This is a genomic window from Methylobacterium sp. 391_Methyba4, assembly GCF_029691625.1.
In the GTDB taxonomy this organism is placed as follows: domain Bacteria; phylum Pseudomonadota; class Alphaproteobacteria; order Rhizobiales; family Beijerinckiaceae; genus Methylobacterium; species Methylobacterium fujisawaense.
Genome location: NZ_CP121475.1, coordinates 2,840,908 through 2,859,438 on the forward strand (window position 1 = coordinate 2,840,908; position 18,531 = coordinate 2,859,438).

Genomic DNA, 18,531 nt, shown 5'->3' on the forward strand with positions numbered 1-18,531 from the left:
GTTCACTTTCGGGAGACGCATCACCGGCGGAAGAAGGCCGCTCCAGACCCTCACCTCATCCTGAGGTGCCCGCGTCAGCGGGCCTCGAAGGGGCCCTCCAGACGGCGCTGCGATCCCTGGAGCCCTCCTTCGAGGCCTCCGCTTCGCTCCGGCGCCTCAGGTCGAGGGTGAGGGTGGGACGAGCGGACCGGTGCTGAGATCTCCCAAACGTTAGGTCCGTTTCCATGCGCCTGCTCCGCCTCTGGCCCGATGAATCGCATTTCGACTTCATGCGATTCCGGCGCTTCACCTTCCCGCTCTCGGCGGTGCTGTCGCTCGTCACGGTGGCGCTGTTCCTGACGATCGGGCTGAACTTCGGCATCGACTTCAAGGGCGGGACCCTGGTCGAATTGCAGGCGAAATCCGGCACCGCCGACGTCGCGGCGATCCGGCACACGGCCGCGGGCTTCGGCTTCGGCGAGCCGGAGGTGCAGGAACTGGGCAACCAGGGTACCGTGCTGGTCCGCCTGCCGCTCCAGCCCGGCGAGCAGGGCCAGACCGCGGTGATGAACAAGGCGCACGCCGCCTTCGATAAGGATTACGAGTTCCGCCGCACCGAGACCGTCGGCCCGCGCGTCTCCGGCGAACTCGTGCAGTCCGGCACGCTGGGCGTCGTGCTCTCCGTCGTGGCGGTGCTGCTCTACCTCTGGTTCCGGTTCGAGCGGGAACTGGCGCTCGGCGCCATCGTCGGCACGCTCCACGACATCGTGCTGACGGTGGGCGTGTTCATCATCACCCGGATCGAGTTCAACATGACCTCGATCGCGGCGATCCTGACCATCGTGGGCTACTCGCTCAACGAGACCGTGGTGGTGTTCGACCGGACCCGCGAGCTGATGCGGCGGTACAAGACCATCCCCACCGTCGACCTGCTGAACCTGTCGATCAACTCGACCATGTCGCGCACGGTGATGACGTCGATCTCGTCCTCCCTGTCGCTGCTGGCGCTGGTCCTGTTCGGCGGCGAGGCGATCAAGGGCTTCGCCGTGGTGATGCTCTGCGGCGTCCTGATCTGCACCTACTCGGCGATCTTCATCTCGACTCCGGTGTTGATCTATCTGGGCCTGATGCTCTCGGGCGCCCGCGCCGCGTCCGAGCGGTCCGGCGTCCCGCAACCGGCGGAGTAGTCTTTTTTCCGAGATGGCCGATCAGCCAAATCCGAAGACCTTCGACTCCGGCTTCGTGCCGGGTCGCCACATCATCGACACCTACGGCAATGGCGGCTTCCGCTTCGCCGGGATGTCGCATCGCGGCTCGATCCTGCTGCTGCCCTCGGGGGTTCGGGCCTGGGAGGTGACGGAGCCGAGGGCGATCGACCGGACGGCCCTGCGACCGGTCCAGGCGGAATCGGAGGGGATCGAGTTGCTGCTCGTCGGCACCGGCCTCGACATCGCCGCCATCGACCCCGCCTTGCGGGGCTGGCTCAAGGATTTCGGCGTCGGCCTCGACGTGATGCAGACCGGGGCCGCGGCCCGGACCTACAACATCCTGGTGGCCGAGAACCGCAAGGTCGCGGCCGCGCTGATCGCGGTGGCCTGATGCCGGAGGTCGAGGGCAGGACCACCGAGACCGGGCTCGCCTTCGCGCAATCCCATTGCGAGGATCTCGTGCGGACGGGCGATCCGGACCGCTACTACGCCACCCTGTTCGCCCCAGCCGCCGCCCGTCCGCATCTCTTCGCCCTCTACGCCTTCAGCCTGACCATCGCGCGGGTGCGCGAGGCGGCCTCGAACCCCCTGGCCGGCGAGATCCGCCTGCAATGGTGGCGCGACGCCCTCCAGGGGGAGGCCCGGGGCGACGTGCGCGCCAATCCGGTGGCGGCGGCCCTGGAGGAGGCGATCCGGGTCAACCGCCTCGGTCGCCAGCCCTTCGTCGACCTGATCGACGCACGGGTGTTCGATCTCTACGAGGACCCGATGCCCCGGGTGAACGACCTGGAGGGCTATTGCGGCGAGACCGCCTCGGCCCTGTTCCGGCTGGCGAGCCTCGTGATCGGCAACGGCACAGAGCCGGGCGGCGCGGGGGCGGCCGGCCATGCCGGGGTTGCCTACGGGATCACCGGACTTCTGCGTGCCCTGCCCTGGCACGCCCGCTCGGGGCAGGTCTATCTGCCGGCGGACATCCTCGGCCGCTACGGCGTCACCCGCGAGGACATCGTCACGGGCCGCGGCGGGCCGGGCCTGCGCCGGGCCTGTGCCGACCTGCGCGACCTCGCCCGGCAGCACCTCAAGGCCTTCGAGGCGGCGCGTCCGACCATCGCCCCCTCGGCGGGCGCCGCCTTCCTGCCCACGGCCCTTGTGGAACCCTACCTCGCCGCCATGGAGCGGGCCTCCTACGACCCGCTCAACACGCCCGTCGAACTGCCGCGCTGGCGCCGGCTGTGGCGCCTGTGGCGGGCGGCGCGGCGGGTGGGCTGAGGGTCGCTCCACCGTCCTCGCGAGGGGGCAATCCAGCGGCGCTGCGCTCGCAAATGTCGCCCGGCCCTCGGTCGCTTCGCGGCGCGTGTCCCGTCGGCTCGGCGTCAGAGAACCCGCGCCAGTCCCGGCATCAGCGCCGTCAGCCGCACCGGCGCCCCCGGTTCCGGCTCGGCCTCCGGCGTCGGCAGCACCGCGACCCGGCAGCCGCCCTCGCCCCTGAGGCCCGTCACCAGCCGTCCGCCGGGTTCGAGGGCCGCGCGCCAGTGCTGCGGGATCGCCGCGACGCTGCCGTGGACCAGGATCCGGTCGAACCCCCCGTCCGGCAGGTCCGGGGCCAGCCCGTCCGCCCGGACGACATGCACCTCGGACAGGGCCGCGAGCCGCCGCGTCGCCGCCCCGGCCAGGGAGGTGTAGCGTTCCAGGCTGAGCACCGCCCCGGCCCCGAGCTGGGCGAGCAGGGCGGTCACGTAGCCCGAGCCCGTGCCGATCTCCAGGACGCGCTGGCCCGGCTCGAGCCGAAGCAGCGCCAGCATCAGGGCCACGGTGGAGGGGGCCGTCATCGACGCCCCGCAGGACAGCGGCAGGGCGATGTCCCGCCGCGCATGCTCCCGATGCTGCGGCGGCGCGAAGGTGTCCCGGGGCACCTGTTCCATGGCCCGCAGCACCGCGGTGTCCCGCAGGCCCCGGCCCCGGAGCGCCATGACGAAGGCCGCGTTGCCGGCAGCCTCTTCCAGGCTGCCCAGATCGATCACTCGGCGAAGGCCTGCGCGAAGCGCGTCAGCGTCGGCTCGTCCGTGAGATCGAGGCGCAGGGGCGTCACCGAGATCCGCTTCTCGGCGATGGCTTTCAGATCCGAACCGTGGCCCGGCTCGAACCGGGCCTTGGCGAAGGCCAGCCAGAAATACGGGTTGCCGCGCCCGTCGACCCGGGCGTCGATGGACAGCAGCGCCTGATTGCGGAAGCCCTGCGCGGCCACCGCGATGCCCTGCACGTCGGCCGGTTCGCAATCCGGAAAATTCACGTTGACCAGGATGCCGGGCTCGATCCCGGTCTCCAGGATCTTCCGGACGACCTTCGCCCCGTGCGTCCGGGCGCAGTCCCACTTGAGGGCGCCGCGTCCGCCCACCCCGTAGGCTTGGCTGAGCGCGATCGAGCGGATGCCGAGGATCGTCCCCTCCATGGCGGCCGCGATCGTGCCCGAATAGGTCACGTCCTCGGCGACGTTCTGGCCGCGGTTGACCCCCGACAGGACGAGGTCCGGCCCGTGGTCGCCCAGGATGTGGCGCACGCCCAGGATCACGCAGTCCGACGGCGTCCCCTTCACGGCGAAACGCTGCTCCGAGACTTGCCGCAGGCGCAGCGGGTCGTTGAGCGACAGCGAGTGCGACACGCCGGACTGGTCGCTCTCCGGCGCCACCACCCAGACGTCGTCCGACAGCTCGCGGGCGATCTCCTCCAGGGTACTGAGCCCCGGCGCGTGGATGCCGTCGTCGTTGGTGACCAGGATGCGCATCAGCGGGTGCCCTCGATCCGGTTGAGCCCGCCCATGTAGGGGTGGAGCACCGACGGGATCGTGATGCTCCCGTCCGGGTTCTGGTAATTCTCCATCACGGCGATGAGCGCGCGGCCGACCGCCACGCCCGAGCCGTTGAGGGTGTGGACGTAGGCCGGCTTGCCGTCCTTGCCCCGGTAGCGGGCGTTCATCCGCCGGGCCTGGAAGTCGCCGCAGACCGAGCACGACGAGATCTCGCGGTGGGTGCGCTGGCCCGGCACCCAGACCTCGATGTCGTAGGTCTTCTGGGAGGCGAAGCCCATGTCGCCGGTGCAGAGGGTCATGACCCGGTAGGGCAGATCCAGCTTCTTCAGAACCGCCTCGGCGCAGGTGAGCATCCGTTCGTGCTCGGTGGCGGATTCCTCCGGCGTGGTGATCGAGACCAGCTCGACCTTGTTGAACTGGTGCTGGCGCAGCATGCCGCGGGTGTCGCGCCCCGCCGACCCGGCCTCGGCCCGGAAACAGGGCGTCAGCGCGGTGAAGCGCAGGGGCAGCTCCTCCTCGCGGAGGATCGACTCGCGGACGAGGTTCGTCAGCGGCACCTCGGCGGTGGGGACGAGCCAGAACTTCTCGGTGTTGCCGGAGGCCGGGTCCGCCGCGGAGTCCAGCGTCTTCACGGCGTCCAGCCCCTTGAACACCGAGAACTGATCGTCCTCGAACTTCGGCAGCTGCGCGGTGCCGAACATGGCGGCGTCGCGCACCAGAACCGGCGGCGCCACCTCCAGGTAGCCGTGCTCCTGGGTGTGCAGGTCGAGCATGAACTGGCCGAGCGCCCGCTCCAGCCGGGCGAGCTGACCTTTCAGCACCACGAAGCGCGCGCCGGACAGCTTGGCCGCCGCCTCGAAATCCATCAGGCCGGCGGCCTCGCCGAGTTCGAAATGCTCGCGGCCCTCGGTAAGCCGCTCGCGGGTCGCGGCGTGGCTGCGGTAGAGGACGTTGCCGTGCTCGTCGGCACCCTCGGGCACGTCGGGTTTCGGCCGGTTCGGGATCGCGGCGAGCTTGTCCGCCAGCGCCTTGTCGGCCGCGTCCTGCGCGGCCTTCAGTTCCGGCTCGGCGCCCTTCAGGGCCGCGACCTCCGCCATCAGGGCGGCGGCGCGGTCCTCGTCCTTGGCCTTCTTGGCGCCGCCGATCTCCTTGGCCAGGGCGTTGCGCCGCTCCTGGTTGGCCTGCGCGGCCGAGACCGACGCCTTCCGCGCCTCGTCCAGCGCGATCAGCGCGGCCGAGAGCGGCGCGAGGCCCCGGCGGGCGAGGTCGCTGTCGAAGGCGTCCGGGTTCTCCCGGATGGCGCGGATGTCGTGCATCGAGTCGGCTCGGGTCTTCTGCGCAGCGTCGAGCGCGCGGGCTCCGCTTTGCCGCATCGCGTCCGGTGGGACAAGCGCGGGGGCGCGTCCGGGCCGACGGTCAGCTCTTCGGCGGCGCGATCTTGAGCTGGTCGATCGCCCAGAGCCACGTCCCGTCGGCCTGCTCCCGGGCGGCCTCCACCGACAGGGCGCCGTTCGGCAGCCGCGCGAAGGTCAGGGCGAGGGGGCCGTTGCGCAGGGGCGGCAGCGTCTCCGGGGCCGGGAAGTCGGATTTGCGCGCCAGCAGGTCGGCGTAGAAGCTCCGGATCTCGGCATGGTCCGTGGCGACGACCCGGCCGGCGGCCAGCACCGCCTCGGGCTCGTAGAGGGCGACGAGACCCTCGACATCGCCGGCATTGGCGCGCTGGTTGAACAGGACGGCAAGGTCCTCGGGGGCGCGGGCGGGTTCTCGCGTCTGATCCGACATGGCGTCTCCTCGTCCGGCTCCGTCGGCCGGTTGGTGCTGCGGCAATGCGCCGGGCGGCCGATCTTTCCCCGGGGCGCCGGTCATTTCAGGCGCGTGCCGTCGCGATCGGCCACCGACACGGCGACCGGGATCCCGGCCTTCACGCTCTCCGAGACGGTGCAGAACCGTTCGAACTGCTCCAGCACCCGGTCGATCCGCGGCATGTCGGCCGCCGCCGCGCCGAGGCGGATCCGCACGTCGATCGCGGTGACGCGGAGCCGCCCGGCAGGGTTGCGCTCCAGCCGGCAGGACGCCTCGGCGGCGACGCCCCGCGCCTCCTGGCGGAACTTCCCCAGGGCGAAGACCAGGCTGGCGCAGAGGCAGTTCGCGACGCCGGAGATCAGCAGCTGCTCGGGGTACGGCCCGGACCCGCCGCCGATCGGGGGCGCCTCGTCGGTGAGAAGCGCCGGCAGGGCCGCGCCGAAATCCACCGTGAAGACGTAATCGGCGACCTGGGTGATCCGGATCGTCGGTCCCGCCTCCATCATGCCCCCCGGCCGTTACGGCACCCGTGCTGCCGCGATGATCAACGCCCGATCCGGGTTCCCGTTCGGAAGGCCCGGGCCATGCATCCGGATACGGATGATTTCCCCGAATCTTCCCCGTAGAACCGGCCGCCTGACCGACCCGTACGCGAACCCCCCGATCCGATGACGAGCCCCGCGACCCTGGATACCCTGATGCCGCTCCTGGAGCGCATCGCCACCGCGCTGGAGCGGGCCGCGCCCGCCGCCCCGCCGGCCTTCGATCCCGACGCCGCCGACGCCTTCCTGTGGGGCCCCGAGCGCCGGCTGACCCCGGTGCCGCAGGTGGCGCGGGTGGAGATGGGCCTGCTCACCGGCATCGACCGGGCGCGCGACACCCTGGTGGAGAACACCGAGCGCTTCGCCCGCGGCCTGCCGGCCAACAACGCCCTGCTGTGGGGCGCCCGCGGCATGGGCAAGTCGTCGCTGGTCAAGGCGGCCCATGCCGAGATCAACGCCCGCAGGCCCGCCGGCAGCCGGCCGATGAAGCTCGTGGAGATCCACCGCGAGGACATCGAGGCCCTGCCGGACCTGATGGCCCTGCTGCGGCCGGACCCGCACCGCTGGCTGGTCTATTGCGACGACCTCTCCTTCGACGCCGACGACACCTCGTACAAGTCGCTCAAGACCGCGCTCGATGGCGGCATCGAGGGGCGTCCGAACAACGTGCTGTTCTACGCCACCTCGAACCGCCGGCACCTGCTCGCCCGCGACATGGTGGAGAACGAGCGCTCCACGGCGATCAACCCCGGCGAGGCGGTCGAGGAGAAGGTCTCGCTCTCGGACCGGTTCGGCCTCTGGCTCGGCTTCCACAAGTGCAGCCAGGACGAGTACCTGGCGATGATCCGCGCCTATGCCGAGCGCTACGGCCTCGCCGTGCCGCCGGAGCAGCTGCGCGCCGAATGCCTCGAATGGGCCACCACCCGCGGCTCCCGCTCGGGCCGGACCGCCTTCCAGTTCATCCAGGATCTGGCGGGGCGGCTCGGCAAGACGCTCGACTGAGGGCGCCTACCGCCCGCTCGACCCGAACCCGCCCGACCCCCGCTCGGAGCCGGGGCCGGGCTCGCCCTCCAGCACGGTCAGGACCGGCCGGGTGATCCGCGTGAAGACCAGCTGGGCGATCCGCTCGCCCGGCTCGATCCGGACCGGCTCGGATTCGTCGCGGTTCCAGGCGGAAACCATCAGCGGCCCCTCGTAATCCGCGTCGATGACGCCGGTGCCGTTGCCCAGCACCAGACCCTCGCGGTGCCCGCGCCCCGAGCGCGGGAAGATCAGGCCGCACCAGTCGGGATCGCGGATCAGGACGCTGAACCCCGCCGGGATCAGCGCCGGCTTGCCCTGGGGCGGGAGCACCAGCGGCGCGTCGAGGCAGGCGTGCAGGTCGAGGCCGGCCGCGGCCGGCGAGCCCCAGCGCGGGAAGCCCCAGCCCGGCAGCCGCGGATCGAGCAGCCGCAGGCCGATCTCCGGCCGGTCGCTCACGCGCCGAGACGCGCGATCGCCTCGGCCATGGCGAGGGTCCGCCGGGCGGCCTCGACATGGAGGCGCTCGACCATCTTCCCATCCACCGCGATGACCCCGCGCGCCCGGTTCTCCGGCGCGTCGAAGACGTCCATCAACGACCGCGCCTGCGCGATCTCCGCGGCATCCGGGCCGAAGGCCGCGTTGGCCGGGCCGATCTGGCTCGGATGGATCAGCATCTTGCCGTCGAAGCCGAGGTCGCGCCCCTGGACGCACTCCGCCTCGAATCCGGCCGCGTCGGCGAGGTCGGTGAAGACGCCGTCGATCGCCTCGATCTCGTAGGCCCGGGCGGCGGCCAGCACGGTCATCAGCCAGGGCATCAGGGCAGCACGCCCCGAGGGCCGGATCCGGGACGCCTTCAGCAGGTCGTTCGGGCCGATCACCAGGGCGGCGAGCCGCCCGTCCACGTCCCGGGCCGCGCCCGCGATCTCGGCGGCGTTCACCACCGCCATCGGAGTCTCGATCATCGCCCAGACCCGCGTCGCCAGGGGCGCGCCGAGCCGGCGAAGCCGGGATCCGACCGCGATCAGCGTGTCGGAGGTGCGCACCTTGGGCACCAGAATGGCATCCGGTGCGGCCGCAGCGAGCGCCACGAGATCGGCCTCGCCGTCCTCGGTCTCGGGCGCGTTGATGCGCACCACCACCTCGCGGGCGCCGAAGCCGCGCGCTGTGACCGCTGCGGCGACCTGGGCACGGGCGGCCGCCTTGACCTCCGGGGCCGTGCCGTCCTCAAGGTCGATCAGGATGACGTCGGCGGGGAGCGACCGCGCCTTTTCCAGCGCCCGGGCGTTGGAGCCCGGCATCGCCAGCACGCTGCGACGGGGACGGATCTCGCTCATCACGCTTCTCCCGGGCCGGCGGCGCCCTCGGCGACGCGGATAGCTTTCCCTGCGCATCCCGGCAAGAACGCCCGCCGCGCGTCGCACGGGGAAGGAACGGCATGGCACGCTGGATCGCGGGACTGGACGGCTGCCGCGGAGCCTGGGCGGGCGCGCTCCTCGACCTCGACGATCCCGACCGGCACCGCTCTGCCCTGTTCCCCGACGTCGCCGCGCTGCTCGACGCCCCGGAGCGGCCCTGCATCGTCGGGATCGACGTGCCGATCGGCCTGCCGGATCGCATCATCGGCGGCGGACGTGCCGCCGACCGGGCGGCCCGCGCCCGGCTCGGGCCGGCGCGGGCATCGGTGTTTCCGATGCCGCCGCGGAGCGCGGTCTACGCCCCCGACTATGAAGCCGCGAAGGCCGCCTCGCGCGAGGCGAGCGACCCGCCCTTCGCGCCCTCGATCCAGGGTTACAACATCTTCCGCGCCGTCCGCGCGGTCGACACGCTCCTGCGGGAGCGGCCGGAGGTGCGGGCGCGGGTCCACGAGGTCCATCCCGAGGTGGCCTTCCACGCCCTCAACGGCGGCCGGCTGCTCGGCCTGCCCAAGAAGGGCCGGCGCGCCCGGGAGGGGCTCGACCTGCGCCGGGCGCTCCTCGCGGCGGCGGGCCTGCCGGGCGCGCTGATCGAGGCCCGGGCGAAGGGCGTTCCGGAGGACGACCATCTGGATGCGCTGGCCGCCCTGGTGGTCGCCCGCGACATCCGCCTCGGATGCGCCGTGCCGCTGCCGGATCCGCCGGAGCGGGACGCGTTCGGGCTTCCCGTGGTGATCTGGGCCCCAGCCTTGCGCGCGCCGTCCTGAGCGGTCGTCCGCCAGGGATCGCAACGGGCGCCGTGCTCGACCCAACGTGCTGTTTTGCACGCAGCCTCGCGCACAGGCGGTGTCCGTTCATCGCGCCCGCTCTAGCTCTCGCTGCATGAGCGCCGCGAACCCCCTGCCCGTCCGCCACATCGCCCGCGCGATCGTGCTCGATCCGCAGGATCGGATCCTGCTCATCGCCTACACGTCGGTCCATGCCAAAGGGCCGGACGGCGCGCCCCTGCGGTTCTGGTTCATGCCGGGGGGCGGCCTGGAGCCCGGCGAGGACCACGTCACCGCCTGTCGCCGGGAGCTCGAGGAGGAGATCGGCCGCGGCGATGTCGCCATCGGCCCGCAGGTCGCCGCCTGCGACGGCCCGTTCCACCTGTTCCGGCAGGCGCGGGACGCCCGCGAGCGCTACTTCCTCGTCCGCCTGCCCGACGACCGGGTCGATACGAGCCGCCTCGCCGAGACCGAGGACAACCCGCTGATCGGGACACGCTGGTGGCCGATCGACGAATTGCGCGCCAGCGGCGAGCACTTCGAGCCGGCCGGTCTCGCCGATCTCGCCGCGGACCTCGCGAACGGGACTATTCCGGCCCACCCACGCGTTCTTGCCTGGCGAGAACTTTGAGTTCACTTCCTGCCGTCGCGGGATTGTCTAACTGGAGACGCCTTTATGTTCCCCGTCTACCTGACCGAAGGCTACCGGTCCTTCCTCCTCGACCGCTTCCCGACCGAGCGCCGGCGCTTCGCGCAGCTCGCCTCCACGCAGAACCCGGAGATCCTGGTCATCAGCTGCTGTGACAGCCGGGTGTCGCCCAGCGCGATCTTCAACGCCGGGCCGGGCGAGCTGTTCACGATCCGCAACGTCGCGAACCTCGTGCCGGTCTACCAGCCGGACGGTCAGTACCACGGCACCTCGGCGGCGCTGGAATTCGCCGTCCAGGCTCTGGAGGTGAAGCACATCGTCATTCTCGGCCACGCCACCTGCGGCGGCATCAAGGCCTACGCCAACAAGGCCAAGCCGCTCTCTCCCGGCGACTTCATCGGCAAGTGGGTCTCGCTCGTGGGTCAGGCCGAAGACAAGGCCGGCGATCCCGGCGCGCCGGACTACCTGACCAAGCTGGAGCATGCGGTGGTCGTCCAGAGCATGGAGAACCTGCTGACCTTCCCGTTCGTGAAGGAGCGGGTCGACGACGGCCGTCTGGAGATCCACGGCGCGCATTTCGGCGTGGCGAGCGGCTCCCTGCTGGTGCGCGACCCGGAGACGGGCGTGTTCAAGCCGCCGATCGACACGACGGGCCAGACCGTTCGCTCGGTCGCCGCCATCGCGTGCGATTGAGCGCGACGGGCACCGAAGAGCGGGGTCGGCTAACCGGCTCCGATCGGTAACTTTGCGGGAACGGCCGGCTGCGCATCGCGCACCGGCCGTTTTCGTTTGGGGCTCCGGTCGGCGCGCGGATCTCGGCAGTGCCTCTGCGCGGACCGTCCGTGGCGCAAACGGATGGCGCAACGTGCCGGCCCGTGAACGCGGCGCGCCCGCGGGTTCGCCGGTGGCCGGGGCGGAGGGGCCGGACATGAAAACGGCGGCGGGCTCGCACCCGCCGCCGGAGGTCTGGCCCGGCGGAAGCCGGGCCGTCCCTGACGATGACCCTTACATCGCGCCGGGGAGGCGCTGAGCCTGGTTGTAGTGCATCTGCAGGGCCGGAAGGGCCTGCTGGGCGTAGTTGCGCAGGGCCGGGTTCGGGCCGCCCTGGGCGTAGGCCTGCGTCATCGCGATGGTCATCTGATGCGCCTGGAGCTGCTGGCTGGCATAGAGGCGGTCGAAGCGCGGGCCGGCCGGGGTCGACGACAGCTCGGCCAGCATCGCCTGCTGCTCGGGGCTCGGCGCCACCATCGTCGAGGCGCCCGTGGCCATCATGTCGCCGCGCCCGATCTGACCGCCCGCGGCGGCGCCGCGCGCCGCACCGGCGCCGGCGCCCTCGAGGCCGCCGACCGGTCCGCCCGCGAGGGTGCCGCCGACCACGCCGGTCGCCGCGCCGACGCCGGCGCCCACGGCGCTGCCCGCCACCGCGATCGGCGCCGTGATCAGGCCGCCGACGCCCGGATCGCCGGCCACGCCGTTCATCTGGCCGCCCGCCAGGGCGACGTTGGCGGCCCGGTGGTCGCGGAGGACCTCCTGGGCGTAGGAGCGGACCTTCGGGTTGCGCGACTTGGACAGGGCGATCTGCGAGGACTGGATTTCGAAGGCGTTCGCCTGCATCGACTGGAGGCGGAAGTCGTTGGCGCTCTGAGCCAGGGCCGGGGTCGACAGCGCCAGGACAAGCGCGGACGCGGCAGCATAGTTCTTCAGCATCGGGACCTCTGTTCGAAATGGATACGCGAACTCTGGCAGGTCGCATGCGCAGCACGAAGGATCGGGCGCAGGCGGGTTCGCGAATTGGTCGGTCAACGAGGTTATGGGCTTATGGTTCCTGCCGTTTTCGCCCCGGACGGGGCGGTGGCCGAAGGGCGGCGGTCCGCGGGGTGAGCCGCCGGTCCGCAGACTCGGCCGCCGGACCGATCGCCGTCCGGCCCGCCTCCGACCCCGGCCGCAGCCGCGGCGGAACCGCATGCGCGCCCTGCTGGCGGGGTGCGGGGCGAGGCATGGTCGCCCGGTGATCTTCTTCCTGCTCCAGGTCCTGCGCGCCGCCGCTGCCCTGATGGTCGTCTGGCATCATGCGCGGCACGAGGCGGGGCTGCTGGCGGAGCGCGGCTTCGGCCAGGCGCCCGCCCCGGAAACGCTCGTGCCCTGGTGGGGCGGGGTCGATCTGTTCTTCGTGATCTCCGGATTCGTCATCGTCCATACCGGGGTCCGGCTGGCCGGCAGGCCGGGCGGGCGGGCCCGCTTTCTCGCCCATCGGATCGCCCGGGTGGTCCCGCTCTACTGGCTGGTGAGCCTCGTCTTCCTCGCCCTCGCGCTGGCCCGGCCGGATCTGCTCGGCGACGCGGCGGCCCTCCTCGGCGATCCCGCAGCCCTCGTGGCGAGCTTCCTGTTCTGGCCGTTGGCCCGGCCCGACGGCACCGTCCAACCGCTCTATGGCCTCGGCTGGACCCTGAACTACGAGGCCTTCTTCTACGCAGTCTTCGCGGCAGGGCTCGGCTTCGGCCGGCGCGGCGCCGTCGCCTGGCTGTGCGGGGGCCTTATGCTCCTCGTGGCTGTCGGAGCCCTCGTGCCCGGTCTTCCGGTGCCGCTCCGCTTCTGGACGGATCCGATCGTGCTCGAATTCGTCGCCGGCGCCGGTCTCGCCCTCGCCTACCGCGAGGGTTTCCGGCCGGGCCTGCCCCTGCGGGTCGGTCTCACGGTTCTGGGCGGCGTCGGGCTCGTCCTGGCCGCGCGCGTGCTCGCCGGCCAAGGCGGGGCCGACGGATTTCTGCGGCCCCTCCTCGTCGGCGGCCCAGCCGCCCTGCTGGTGGCGGCCGCCCTCGGACCGACGCGCGATGCCGCCCAGGTCGCGCGCCTTCCCGTCCCGGTGCGCGGGCTCGTCGGGCTGGGCGACGCCTCCTACGCCCTTTATCTCGTGCATCCCTTCGCGCTGCGCCTCGTGCGCGAGGGGCTGCTCCGGCTTGGGCTGGCGCCGGCCGTGCAGCCCTGGGGCAGCATGGTCCTGATGCTCGCCGGCAGCGTGGCGGCCGCGCTCGTGGTCCACCGCCTCGTCGAGGCGCCGCTGACCCGGATCCTGCGGGCGCGCCTCGATCCGCGCGGGCTGCAAAACCGTGTGCGCGCCGCGCTGGCCCCGGTTCCACCGGGCGGCCGGGCGGATTAGCCTCTCGGAACCGGGGAGATTGCCACCATGAAGACCCTGCTCGTACCCGTCGCGATGCACGACGCCCTGCCCTCCGTCTTCGAGACCACCCGGCTGGCGGCGACGCGCTTCGGCAGCCTGATCGAGGGCGTGTCCCTGCGCCCGGCCCTCGCCGAGTACGTCCCCGTCGACATGGTCGGCGGCATGACGTGGCTGCGCGACGAGGAGGCCGACCGGGCCGAGGCCGAAGAGGCGGGCAGCCGTTTCATCGCCTTCATGGACGGTGCCGGCATCCCGCGGCATGCCCGCGACGGCCTGTGCATTCCGGATCGCGTGCCGGATGCCGGCCCGCGCTACCGCTGGCGGCAGGACGTCCCCACCGGCGACGCGTTCCTCGGCCAGTATGCACGGCTCTTCTCGGCCACCGTGGTCGGGCGTCCGGGCACGACCGACAATGCCCCGCGCATGACCACTTTCGAGACGGCCCTGTTCGAGAGCGGCCGGCCGATCCTGCTGGCCCCGCCCAGCGCCCCGGCGAGCCTCGGCGACGCGGTGGTCATCGCCTGGAACGGCTCCACCGAGACCGCCCGGGCGGTGGCCTTCGCGATGCCGTTCCTGCGGCGGGCCGAGCGGGTGCTGGTGCTCAGCGTCGAGGGCGGCATGGTGCCGGGCCCGACCGCCCAGGATCTCGCCCAGGCGCTGGCCTGCGAGGGCGTGGACGCGTCGCACCGGGCGCTGCCGGCCGGCCGGCGGGTGCCCGGCGAGACCTTCCTGGCGGAGTCCAAGGCCTTCGGTTGCGACCTGCTGATCAAGGGCGCCTACACCCAGAGCCGCCTGCGCCAGATGATCTTCGGCGGCGTCACCAGCCATGTCCTGGCCCATGCCGACATGCCGGTGCTGATGGCCCATTGACCGCTGCGCGGACCAGGCCGGCGGCAACCGGGACCGCGCCGGGAACCGGCGCCGGCCCATGGCGTTCGGCTCCCGCGTCCGGATGGTGCGACGCCGCGAAAGGAGTCCCGTGACGAGCCCCGTGAGACGCCTCTTCCTCGCCGGCCTTCTGGCGATCTCAGCCGTCGGCGCCGCCCGGGCGGAGCCGACGACGGTCCGGTTCCGCGGCACGGTGGTCCGGGCCGACTCGGAGCGCCTGGAGATCCGCCGCGCCAGCGGCGGCACCCTCACCGTGCGGATGGTCCCGCGCACCCGGATCTACGCGGTCAATGCCGCGAGCCTCCGCAACATCAAACCCGAGAGCTACGTCAGCGTCATCGGCGAGGCCGGCCCCGAGCCGCGGCAGGCGACCGCGGTGACCCTGTACTCGCCCTCGGAGCGCGGCTTCGAGGCGGGCAGCCAGCCCTGGGACACGGCGCAGGGCGCGAGCCTGACGGCCGGCTGGGTCGCCGACCTGCAGAGGGGGCCGCCGATGCGCGTGACGCTCGCCTACAAGGACGGGCAGGCGTCCTTCGCGATCCCGGACGGCGCGCCGGTGACGCAGTTCGCCCCGGGCGAGAAAGCCATGCTCCAGCCCGGCGCCGCCGTGACGATCTTCGCCCGCTCCCACCCGGAGGGCGGCCTCGTGGCCGGCACGATCGCGGTCGGCCGCCAGGGCGTCGTGCCGGGGCTCTGAGGCGGACGAGACCCGCGCCGCATCATCGGCGGCGCACCAAACCCGCGCGCCGATGCGGAAGCTGCGCTACATCGTGTCCCGATGACCGAGCCCGCCTTCACCCTCGACCCGCGCCTCTCCGCCGACACGGCAGAGGTGGGCGACCTCGCCGTGTGCCGCGTGCTGCTGATGGACGATGCCCGGTTCCCCTGGCTGATCCTGGTGCCGCGCCGCCCGGACCTCTGCGAGATCACCGATCTCTCCGAGGCCGATGCCGCCGCGCTCTGGCAGGAGATCCGTCTCGCCACGGGGGTGATGCAGGCCCTGTCGAAGCCCGACAAGGTGAATGTCGGCGCCCTCGGCAACGTGGTGGCGCAGCTCCACGTCCACGTCATCGGCCGATTCCGGTCGGATCCGGCCTGGCCGGGTCCGGTCTGGGGGTTCGAGACCCGCAAGCCCTATCCACCCCACGCCCGCGCCCAGCTCCTCGAGCGCGCCGGCGCCCTGTTCTCCGCGGCCTGACCCTGGCATGACCGATCCCCGCGACACCCTCGGATTCGTCCGCAACCGCCTCGACCGCCACTCGTCCGAGCAGCCCGAGGAGGCGGTGCCCGCCTTCGACGCGCCGGACGCGCGCCTCGTCCTGATCTGCGGCGACCGGATCGTGCTGCGCGGATCGACCGCGCTGATCGCCCCCGCGGAGGCCGCGGGCCTCGACGGCGGGACGCGCATCTTCCTCGGGCACCGGGACGGGCAGCCCGTCTTCGCCGCCGCAGCCCCCGCCGAGGCGGCCGAGCGGTTCGCCGAGGCGCCGGTCCGCACCCTCGACCTGCGGTCGATCGCCACCGAATCCGCCGTGGAGGCCGAGGAGCTCGGCCTGCTGGCCGTGGCCAAGTCGATGCTCGACTGGCACGCCCGCCACGGCTTCTGCGCCAAGTGCGGCACCGCCACGGTGGCGAAGGCCGGCGGCTTCCGGCGCGAATGCCCGGGTTGCGACGCCCACCACTTCCCCCGGGTCGATCCGGTGGTGATCATGCTGGTGCGCCGGGGCGACACCTGCCTGCTCGGCCGGGGGCCGCATTTCAAGCCGGGCATGTTCTCGTGCCTCGCGGGCTTCCTGGAGCCCGGCGAGACGATCGAGGACGCGGTCCGCCGCGAGGTGTTCGAGGAGACGCGGATCCGCGTCGGCGCCGTTACCTACCGGACGTCGCAGCCCTGGCCGTTCCCGTCCTCACTGATGCTTGGCTGCGCCGCCGAGGCCCTCGACGCGGCCATCGTGACCGATCCGAACGAGCTGGAGGATGCCCGCTGGTTCGACCGGGACGCGGTCGCGGCGATGCTCGACGGGACGCATCCCGAGGGGATCCAGGCCCCGCCGCCCATGGCGATCGCGCACTACCTGATGCGCGCGTTCGTGGCGGGCGAGACCTGAGCCCCCCGCCCGTTTCTAGCCGGGCTTGCCGGCGTCCCGGCTCGGATCGTCGGCGGGGTTGATGTAGTTCAGCCCGAACGGCCCGGAGCCGTTGACCTGCAGTTCGACCGGCTCGTCGGTGGTCCACAGCGAATGCGGCATGTCCTCCGGCAGGTAGACGAAGCCGCCGGCCTTCAGCACCGAACCCTTGGTCTTGTCCAGGGTCCGCCCATGCGCGTGATGGATCGAGCCCGAGAGGATCGTCAGCGTCTCGGGCTTGGAATGGGTGTGCGGCGCGATCACCGTATTGGCCGGTACCTTCACCCGCAGCACGAAGGCGCCGGGCTTCGACGGATCGCCCGCGATCCGGCTGATCTGGGTCCCTTTGGGCAGGTTGGGCGGGCCAGGCTCGTAGGTGGCGGAGGCGCCATCCGGAACCACCACCAGCCCGGCGTGGTCGGCCGCCGAAGCCGGCCCGAAACCGCCGAGCATCGCCAGCGCCGCCGCGGCGCTGATCCATGACCGTGTCATTCCACCCTCCGTTTCTGCCCAAGGCCTGGGCCCACGGGCAGTTCTGGGTCCGGGCGGGCCGTTTCCCAGGCACGGCAACCGTTTCAGATCGTCGCAAGCCGCGCGGGGCACGCGGGATCCGTGCGGTCAGACGACCATCCGGCTCTGCGCCCCGTCTTCCGTCACGGCGCTCCGCATCTCCGAGAAGGCCGTACCGACCATCAGCAGCGCCGGCCCTTCGAGCCCCGCCGCCTCCACCCGGTCGGCGAGGTCGGCGGCCGTGCCCCGCAGGGCCTGCTGGTTCGGGCGCGTCGCGTTGAACACGAGCAGCGCCGGCGTCGACGGCGCCAGACCTTCCTCCACCGCGCGCGCCAGCAGCGCCCGCAGGGTCCGCTTGGGCATGTAGATCACCGTGGTGACGCTCGGATCGGCGAGCGCCCCCCAGTTCAGGTCGTCCGGCAGCGCCCCGCGGCGGTCGTGGCCGGTGACGAACTGGAGCCGGCGCGCGGCGTCCCGATGGGTCAGGGACACGCCGAGCGCCGCCGCTGCACCCTGCGCGGCCGAGACCCCGGGGACCACGGTGACCGGGATGCCGGCGGCCCGGCAGGCCTCGATCTCCTCGCCAGCCCGGCCGAAGACCAGCGGGTCGCCGGATTTCAGCCGCACCACCTGCTTGCCCGAGCGGGCGAGCTGGACCATCAGCGCGTTGATGTCGTCCTGGCGGCAGGACGGGCCGTGGCCGGTCTTGCCCACCAGCATGGTGCGCGCCTCGCGGCGGGCATAGTCGAGGATCTCCGGGGCGACGAGGTCGTCGTAGAGGATCACGTCGGCGTTGCGGAGCGCCCGCAGCGCCTTGAGGGTCAGAAGCTCCGCGTCGCCGGGGCCGGCCCCGACCAGGGTCACCGCTCCGCCCTTCGGGGCGGCTTCCGTCTCGCCGAGCAACTCCGCGAGATCCGTGTCGGAGGGGGCGCGGTCCGGCTCCGCGAAGGCCCGGTCGGTGAAGCGCTCCCAGAAGGCACGGCGCTCCGCGAAGCCGTGGAAGCGCGCCGTGACGCCGTCGCGCCAGTCGCGGGCGGCGCCGACCCAGCGGGCGAAGCCCCGGGGCAGCATCGCCTCGATCCGGGCGCGCACGGTCTGGCCGAAGACCGGGGCGGCGCCCTCCGTCGAGATGCCCACGACCAGCGGCGAGCGGTTGACGATGGCGCCGAACTTCACGTCGCAGAGATGCGGGCGGTCGACCGCGTTGACGATCGCCCCGGCTCCGCGGGCCGCCACCACGAAGGCGACGCACTCGGCCTCGTCCTCCAGGGCGCCGATGCAGAAGGCCGCGCCCCAGAGGTCGTCCGGCGTCCAGGCGCGCTCGTGCAGCGTGACGTGCCCATCGACGATCTCGCCCGGGACCGCGCGCAGCTCCTCGCCGGGATCGGGGGCGTAGACGTCCACATGGGCGCCGGCCGCCGCCAGGACCTTCACCTTCCACGGCGCCCCGCCGGAGGATCCGGCCAGAACCACCCGCTTGCCGCGCAGGGGCACGAAGACGGGCAGCACCGCCAGCGGCTCCAGGCCGGCGGCCTTGGTCTCGCGGGGGGCGCGGGCTGCGCGCAGGGGGGTCTCGGTCACGGGCCTGTCCTGAATCGTCTCGAACCGGCCTCTCCTGTCCACCCCCCCAGGATGAGGGG

The 18,531-nt window shown here is 72.5% G+C and carries 22 protein-coding genes; 12 read left to right on the top strand and 10 right to left on the bottom strand.

From position 1 onward, the window contains the following. The first annotated feature begins 224 nt into the window (after positions 1–224). Genes secF through P9K36_RS13245 form a run of 3 tightly spaced genes read left to right on the top strand, consistent with a single transcriptional unit; the run spans position 225 to position 2,456 of the window. Positions 225–1,166 carry a protein translocase subunit SecF gene (gene secF, locus P9K36_RS13235; protein ID WP_043757501.1) on the top strand — a complete coding sequence of 314 codons (942 nt, stop codon included), beginning with the start codon at positions 225–227 and terminating at the stop codon, positions 1,164–1,166. Between the two features lie 13 nt (positions 1,167–1,179). Then, positions 1,180–1,578, top strand: coding sequence for an MTH938/NDUFAF3 family protein (locus tag P9K36_RS13240; RefSeq protein ID WP_043757504.1), 399 nt, complete (start codon positions 1,180–1,182; stop codon positions 1,576–1,578). After that, positions 1,578–2,456, top strand: coding sequence for a phytoene/squalene synthase family protein (locus tag P9K36_RS13245; RefSeq protein WP_043757506.1), 879 nt, complete (start codon positions 1,578–1,580; stop codon positions 2,454–2,456). The genes P9K36_RS13240 and P9K36_RS13245 overlap by 1 nt, the downstream gene beginning before the upstream one ends. 104 nt (positions 2,457–2,560) lie before the next feature. Here P9K36_RS13245 and P9K36_RS13250 read toward each other — a convergent pair whose 3' ends face one another. The 5 genes from P9K36_RS13250 to P9K36_RS13270 all read right to left on the bottom strand — a co-directional run bounded on the left by P9K36_RS13250 (position 2,561) and on the right by P9K36_RS13270 (position 6,299). Further along, a complete protein-coding gene (locus P9K36_RS13250; protein ID WP_053608353.1) occupies positions 2,561–3,208 on the bottom strand; it encodes a methyltransferase domain-containing protein in 648 nt (215 codons plus the stop codon). Then, positions 3,205–3,969: a 5'/3'-nucleotidase SurE gene (surE, locus tag P9K36_RS13255; protein WP_043346675.1), complete on the bottom strand. Its 765-nt coding sequence runs from the start codon at positions 3,967–3,969 to the stop codon at positions 3,205–3,207. Before surE ends, P9K36_RS13250 begins: the two co-directional genes overlap by 4 nt. Beyond that, positions 3,969–5,309, bottom strand: coding sequence for a serine--tRNA ligase (gene serS, locus P9K36_RS13260; protein WP_043385037.1), 1,341 nt, complete (start codon positions 5,307–5,309; stop codon positions 3,969–3,971). The genes surE and serS overlap by 1 nt, the downstream gene beginning before the upstream one ends. A gap of 100 nt (positions 5,310–5,409) precedes the next feature. Further along, positions 5,410–5,775 (bottom strand): hypothetical protein, encoded by a 366-nt coding sequence (locus P9K36_RS13265; RefSeq protein WP_278307136.1) that lies wholly within the window; start codon positions 5,773–5,775, stop codon positions 5,410–5,412. 80 nt (positions 5,776–5,855) lie between these two features. Next, positions 5,856–6,299 carry an OsmC family protein gene (locus P9K36_RS13270; RefSeq protein ID WP_053608402.1) on the bottom strand — a complete coding sequence of 148 codons (444 nt, stop codon included), beginning with the start codon at positions 6,297–6,299 and terminating at the stop codon, positions 5,856–5,858. Between the two features lie 165 nt (positions 6,300–6,464). Between P9K36_RS13270 and P9K36_RS13275 the strand changes: the two genes are divergently transcribed. After that, on the top strand, positions 6,465–7,340 hold the full coding sequence (locus P9K36_RS13275) for an ATP-binding protein (RefSeq protein ID WP_043384970.1): 876 nt from the start codon (positions 6,465–6,467) through the stop codon (positions 7,338–7,340). Positions 7,341–7,346: 6 nt separating this feature from the next. On the opposite strand, the gene dut is transcribed toward P9K36_RS13275, so the two are convergent. After that, a complete protein-coding gene (dut, locus tag P9K36_RS13280; protein ID WP_043384973.1) occupies positions 7,347–7,817 on the bottom strand; it encodes a dUTP diphosphatase in 471 nt (156 codons plus the stop codon). Next, a complete protein-coding gene (locus P9K36_RS13285; RefSeq protein WP_278307137.1) occupies positions 7,814–8,695 on the bottom strand; it encodes a CoA ester lyase in 882 nt (293 codons plus the stop codon). Before P9K36_RS13285 ends, dut begins: the two co-directional genes overlap by 4 nt. A gap of 101 nt (positions 8,696–8,796) precedes the next feature. On the opposite strand from P9K36_RS13285, the gene P9K36_RS13290 reads away from it, so the two are divergent. The 3 genes from P9K36_RS13290 (at position 8,797) to P9K36_RS13300 (ending at position 10,882) form a co-directional block, all read left to right on the top strand. Further along, positions 8,797–9,540, top strand: coding sequence for a DUF429 domain-containing protein (locus tag P9K36_RS13290; RefSeq protein ID WP_043757520.1), 744 nt, complete (start codon positions 8,797–8,799; stop codon positions 9,538–9,540). A gap of 115 nt (positions 9,541–9,655) precedes the next feature. Then, on the top strand, positions 9,656–10,171 hold the full coding sequence (locus P9K36_RS13295) for an NUDIX domain-containing protein (RefSeq protein ID WP_043351773.1): 516 nt from the start codon (positions 9,656–9,658) through the stop codon (positions 10,169–10,171). 45 nt (positions 10,172–10,216) lie between these two features. Beyond that, complete coding sequence (locus tag P9K36_RS13300) at positions 10,217–10,882, top strand: carbonic anhydrase (protein ID WP_043351772.1); 666 nt, start codon at positions 10,217–10,219, stop codon at positions 10,880–10,882. Between the two features lie 312 nt (positions 10,883–11,194). Here the strand turns inward: P9K36_RS13300 and P9K36_RS13305 are convergent, their stop codons facing one another. Beyond that, the gene (locus P9K36_RS13305; protein WP_043384982.1) at positions 11,195–11,896 is read right to left on the bottom strand and encodes a DUF4142 domain-containing protein; all 702 of its coding nucleotides are present in this window, start codon (positions 11,894–11,896) and stop codon (positions 11,195–11,197) included. Positions 11,897–12,152: 256 nt separating this feature from the next. Here P9K36_RS13305 and P9K36_RS13310 point away from each other — a divergent pair, with 256 nt between their 5' ends. From P9K36_RS13310 to nudC, 5 genes are all read left to right on the top strand, one after another. Next, positions 12,153–13,346: an acyltransferase gene (locus tag P9K36_RS13310; protein ID WP_052083614.1), complete on the top strand. Its 1,194-nt coding sequence runs from the start codon at positions 12,153–12,155 to the stop codon at positions 13,344–13,346. Between the two features lie 27 nt (positions 13,347–13,373). Next, positions 13,374–14,237 carry a universal stress protein gene (locus P9K36_RS13315; protein ID WP_043351769.1) on the top strand — a complete coding sequence of 288 codons (864 nt, stop codon included), beginning with the start codon at positions 13,374–13,376 and terminating at the stop codon, positions 14,235–14,237. 121 nt (positions 14,238–14,358) lie between these two features. Next, complete coding sequence (locus P9K36_RS13320) at positions 14,359–14,952, top strand: hypothetical protein (RefSeq protein WP_236952938.1); 594 nt, start codon at positions 14,359–14,361, stop codon at positions 14,950–14,952. Between the two features lie 81 nt (positions 14,953–15,033). After that, on the top strand, positions 15,034–15,453 hold the full coding sequence (locus P9K36_RS13325) for an HIT domain-containing protein (protein ID WP_043757523.1): 420 nt from the start codon (positions 15,034–15,036) through the stop codon (positions 15,451–15,453). Between the two features lie 7 nt (positions 15,454–15,460). Beyond that, a complete protein-coding gene (gene nudC, locus P9K36_RS13330; protein WP_043351766.1) occupies positions 15,461–16,363 on the top strand; it encodes an NAD(+) diphosphatase in 903 nt (300 codons plus the stop codon). Between the two features lie 15 nt (positions 16,364–16,378). On the opposite strand, the gene P9K36_RS13335 is transcribed toward nudC, so the two are convergent. Continuing rightward, the gene (locus P9K36_RS13335; protein ID WP_111473907.1) at positions 16,379–16,873 is read right to left on the bottom strand and encodes a cupin domain-containing protein; all 495 of its coding nucleotides are present in this window, start codon (positions 16,871–16,873) and stop codon (positions 16,379–16,381) included. Positions 16,874–16,999: 126 nt separating this feature from the next. Continuing rightward, a complete protein-coding gene (cysG, locus tag P9K36_RS13340; protein WP_043384998.1) occupies positions 17,000–18,472 on the bottom strand; it encodes a siroheme synthase CysG in 1,473 nt (490 codons plus the stop codon). Between the last annotated feature and the right edge of the window lie 59 nt (positions 18,473–18,531).

Bases quoted from the DNA above. Each gene is read 5' to 3' on its own strand.
- secF (WP_043757501.1), top strand. From the start codon at position 225: ATGCGCCTGCTCCGCCTCTGGCCCGATGAATCGCATTTCGACTTCATG.
- P9K36_RS13240 (WP_043757504.1), top strand. From the start codon at position 1,180: ATGGCCGATCAGCCAAATCCGAAGACCTTCGACTCCGGCTTCGTGCCG.
- P9K36_RS13245 (WP_043757506.1), top strand. From the start codon at position 1,578: ATGCCGGAGGTCGAGGGCAGGACCACCGAGACCGGGCTCGCCTTCGCG.
- surE (WP_043346675.1), bottom strand. From the start codon at position 3,969: ATGCGCATCCTGGTCACCAACGACGACGGCATCCACGCGCCGGGGCTC.
- serS (WP_043385037.1), bottom strand. From the start codon at position 5,309: ATGCACGACATCCGCGCCATCCGGGAGAACCCGGACGCCTTCGACAGC.
- P9K36_RS13265 (WP_278307136.1), bottom strand. From the start codon at position 5,775: ATGTCGGATCAGACGCGAGAACCCGCCCGCGCCCCCGAGGACCTTGCC.
- P9K36_RS13270 (WP_053608402.1), bottom strand. From the start codon at position 6,299: ATGGAGGCGGGACCGACGATCCGGATCACCCAGGTCGCCGATTACGTC.
- P9K36_RS13275 (WP_043384970.1), top strand. From the start codon at position 6,465: ATGACGAGCCCCGCGACCCTGGATACCCTGATGCCGCTCCTGGAGCGC.
- P9K36_RS13285 (WP_278307137.1), bottom strand. From the start codon at position 8,695: ATGAGCGAGATCCGTCCCCGTCGCAGCGTGCTGGCGATGCCGGGCTCC.
- P9K36_RS13290 (WP_043757520.1), top strand. From the start codon at position 8,797: ATGGCACGCTGGATCGCGGGACTGGACGGCTGCCGCGGAGCCTGGGCG.
- P9K36_RS13295 (WP_043351773.1), top strand. From the start codon at position 9,656: ATGAGCGCCGCGAACCCCCTGCCCGTCCGCCACATCGCCCGCGCGATC.
- P9K36_RS13300 (WP_043351772.1), top strand. From the start codon at position 10,217: ATGTTCCCCGTCTACCTGACCGAAGGCTACCGGTCCTTCCTCCTCGAC.
- P9K36_RS13305 (WP_043384982.1), bottom strand. From the start codon at position 11,896: ATGCTGAAGAACTATGCTGCCGCGTCCGCGCTTGTCCTGGCGCTGTCG.
- P9K36_RS13310 (WP_052083614.1), top strand. From the start codon at position 12,153: ATGCGCGCCCTGCTGGCGGGGTGCGGGGCGAGGCATGGTCGCCCGGTG.
- P9K36_RS13315 (WP_043351769.1), top strand. From the start codon at position 13,374: ATGAAGACCCTGCTCGTACCCGTCGCGATGCACGACGCCCTGCCCTCC.
- P9K36_RS13325 (WP_043757523.1), top strand. From the start codon at position 15,034: ATGACCGAGCCCGCCTTCACCCTCGACCCGCGCCTCTCCGCCGACACG.
- nudC (WP_043351766.1), top strand. From the start codon at position 15,461: ATGACCGATCCCCGCGACACCCTCGGATTCGTCCGCAACCGCCTCGAC.
- P9K36_RS13335 (WP_111473907.1), bottom strand. From the start codon at position 16,873: ATGACACGGTCATGGATCAGCGCCGCGGCGGCGCTGGCGATGCTCGGC.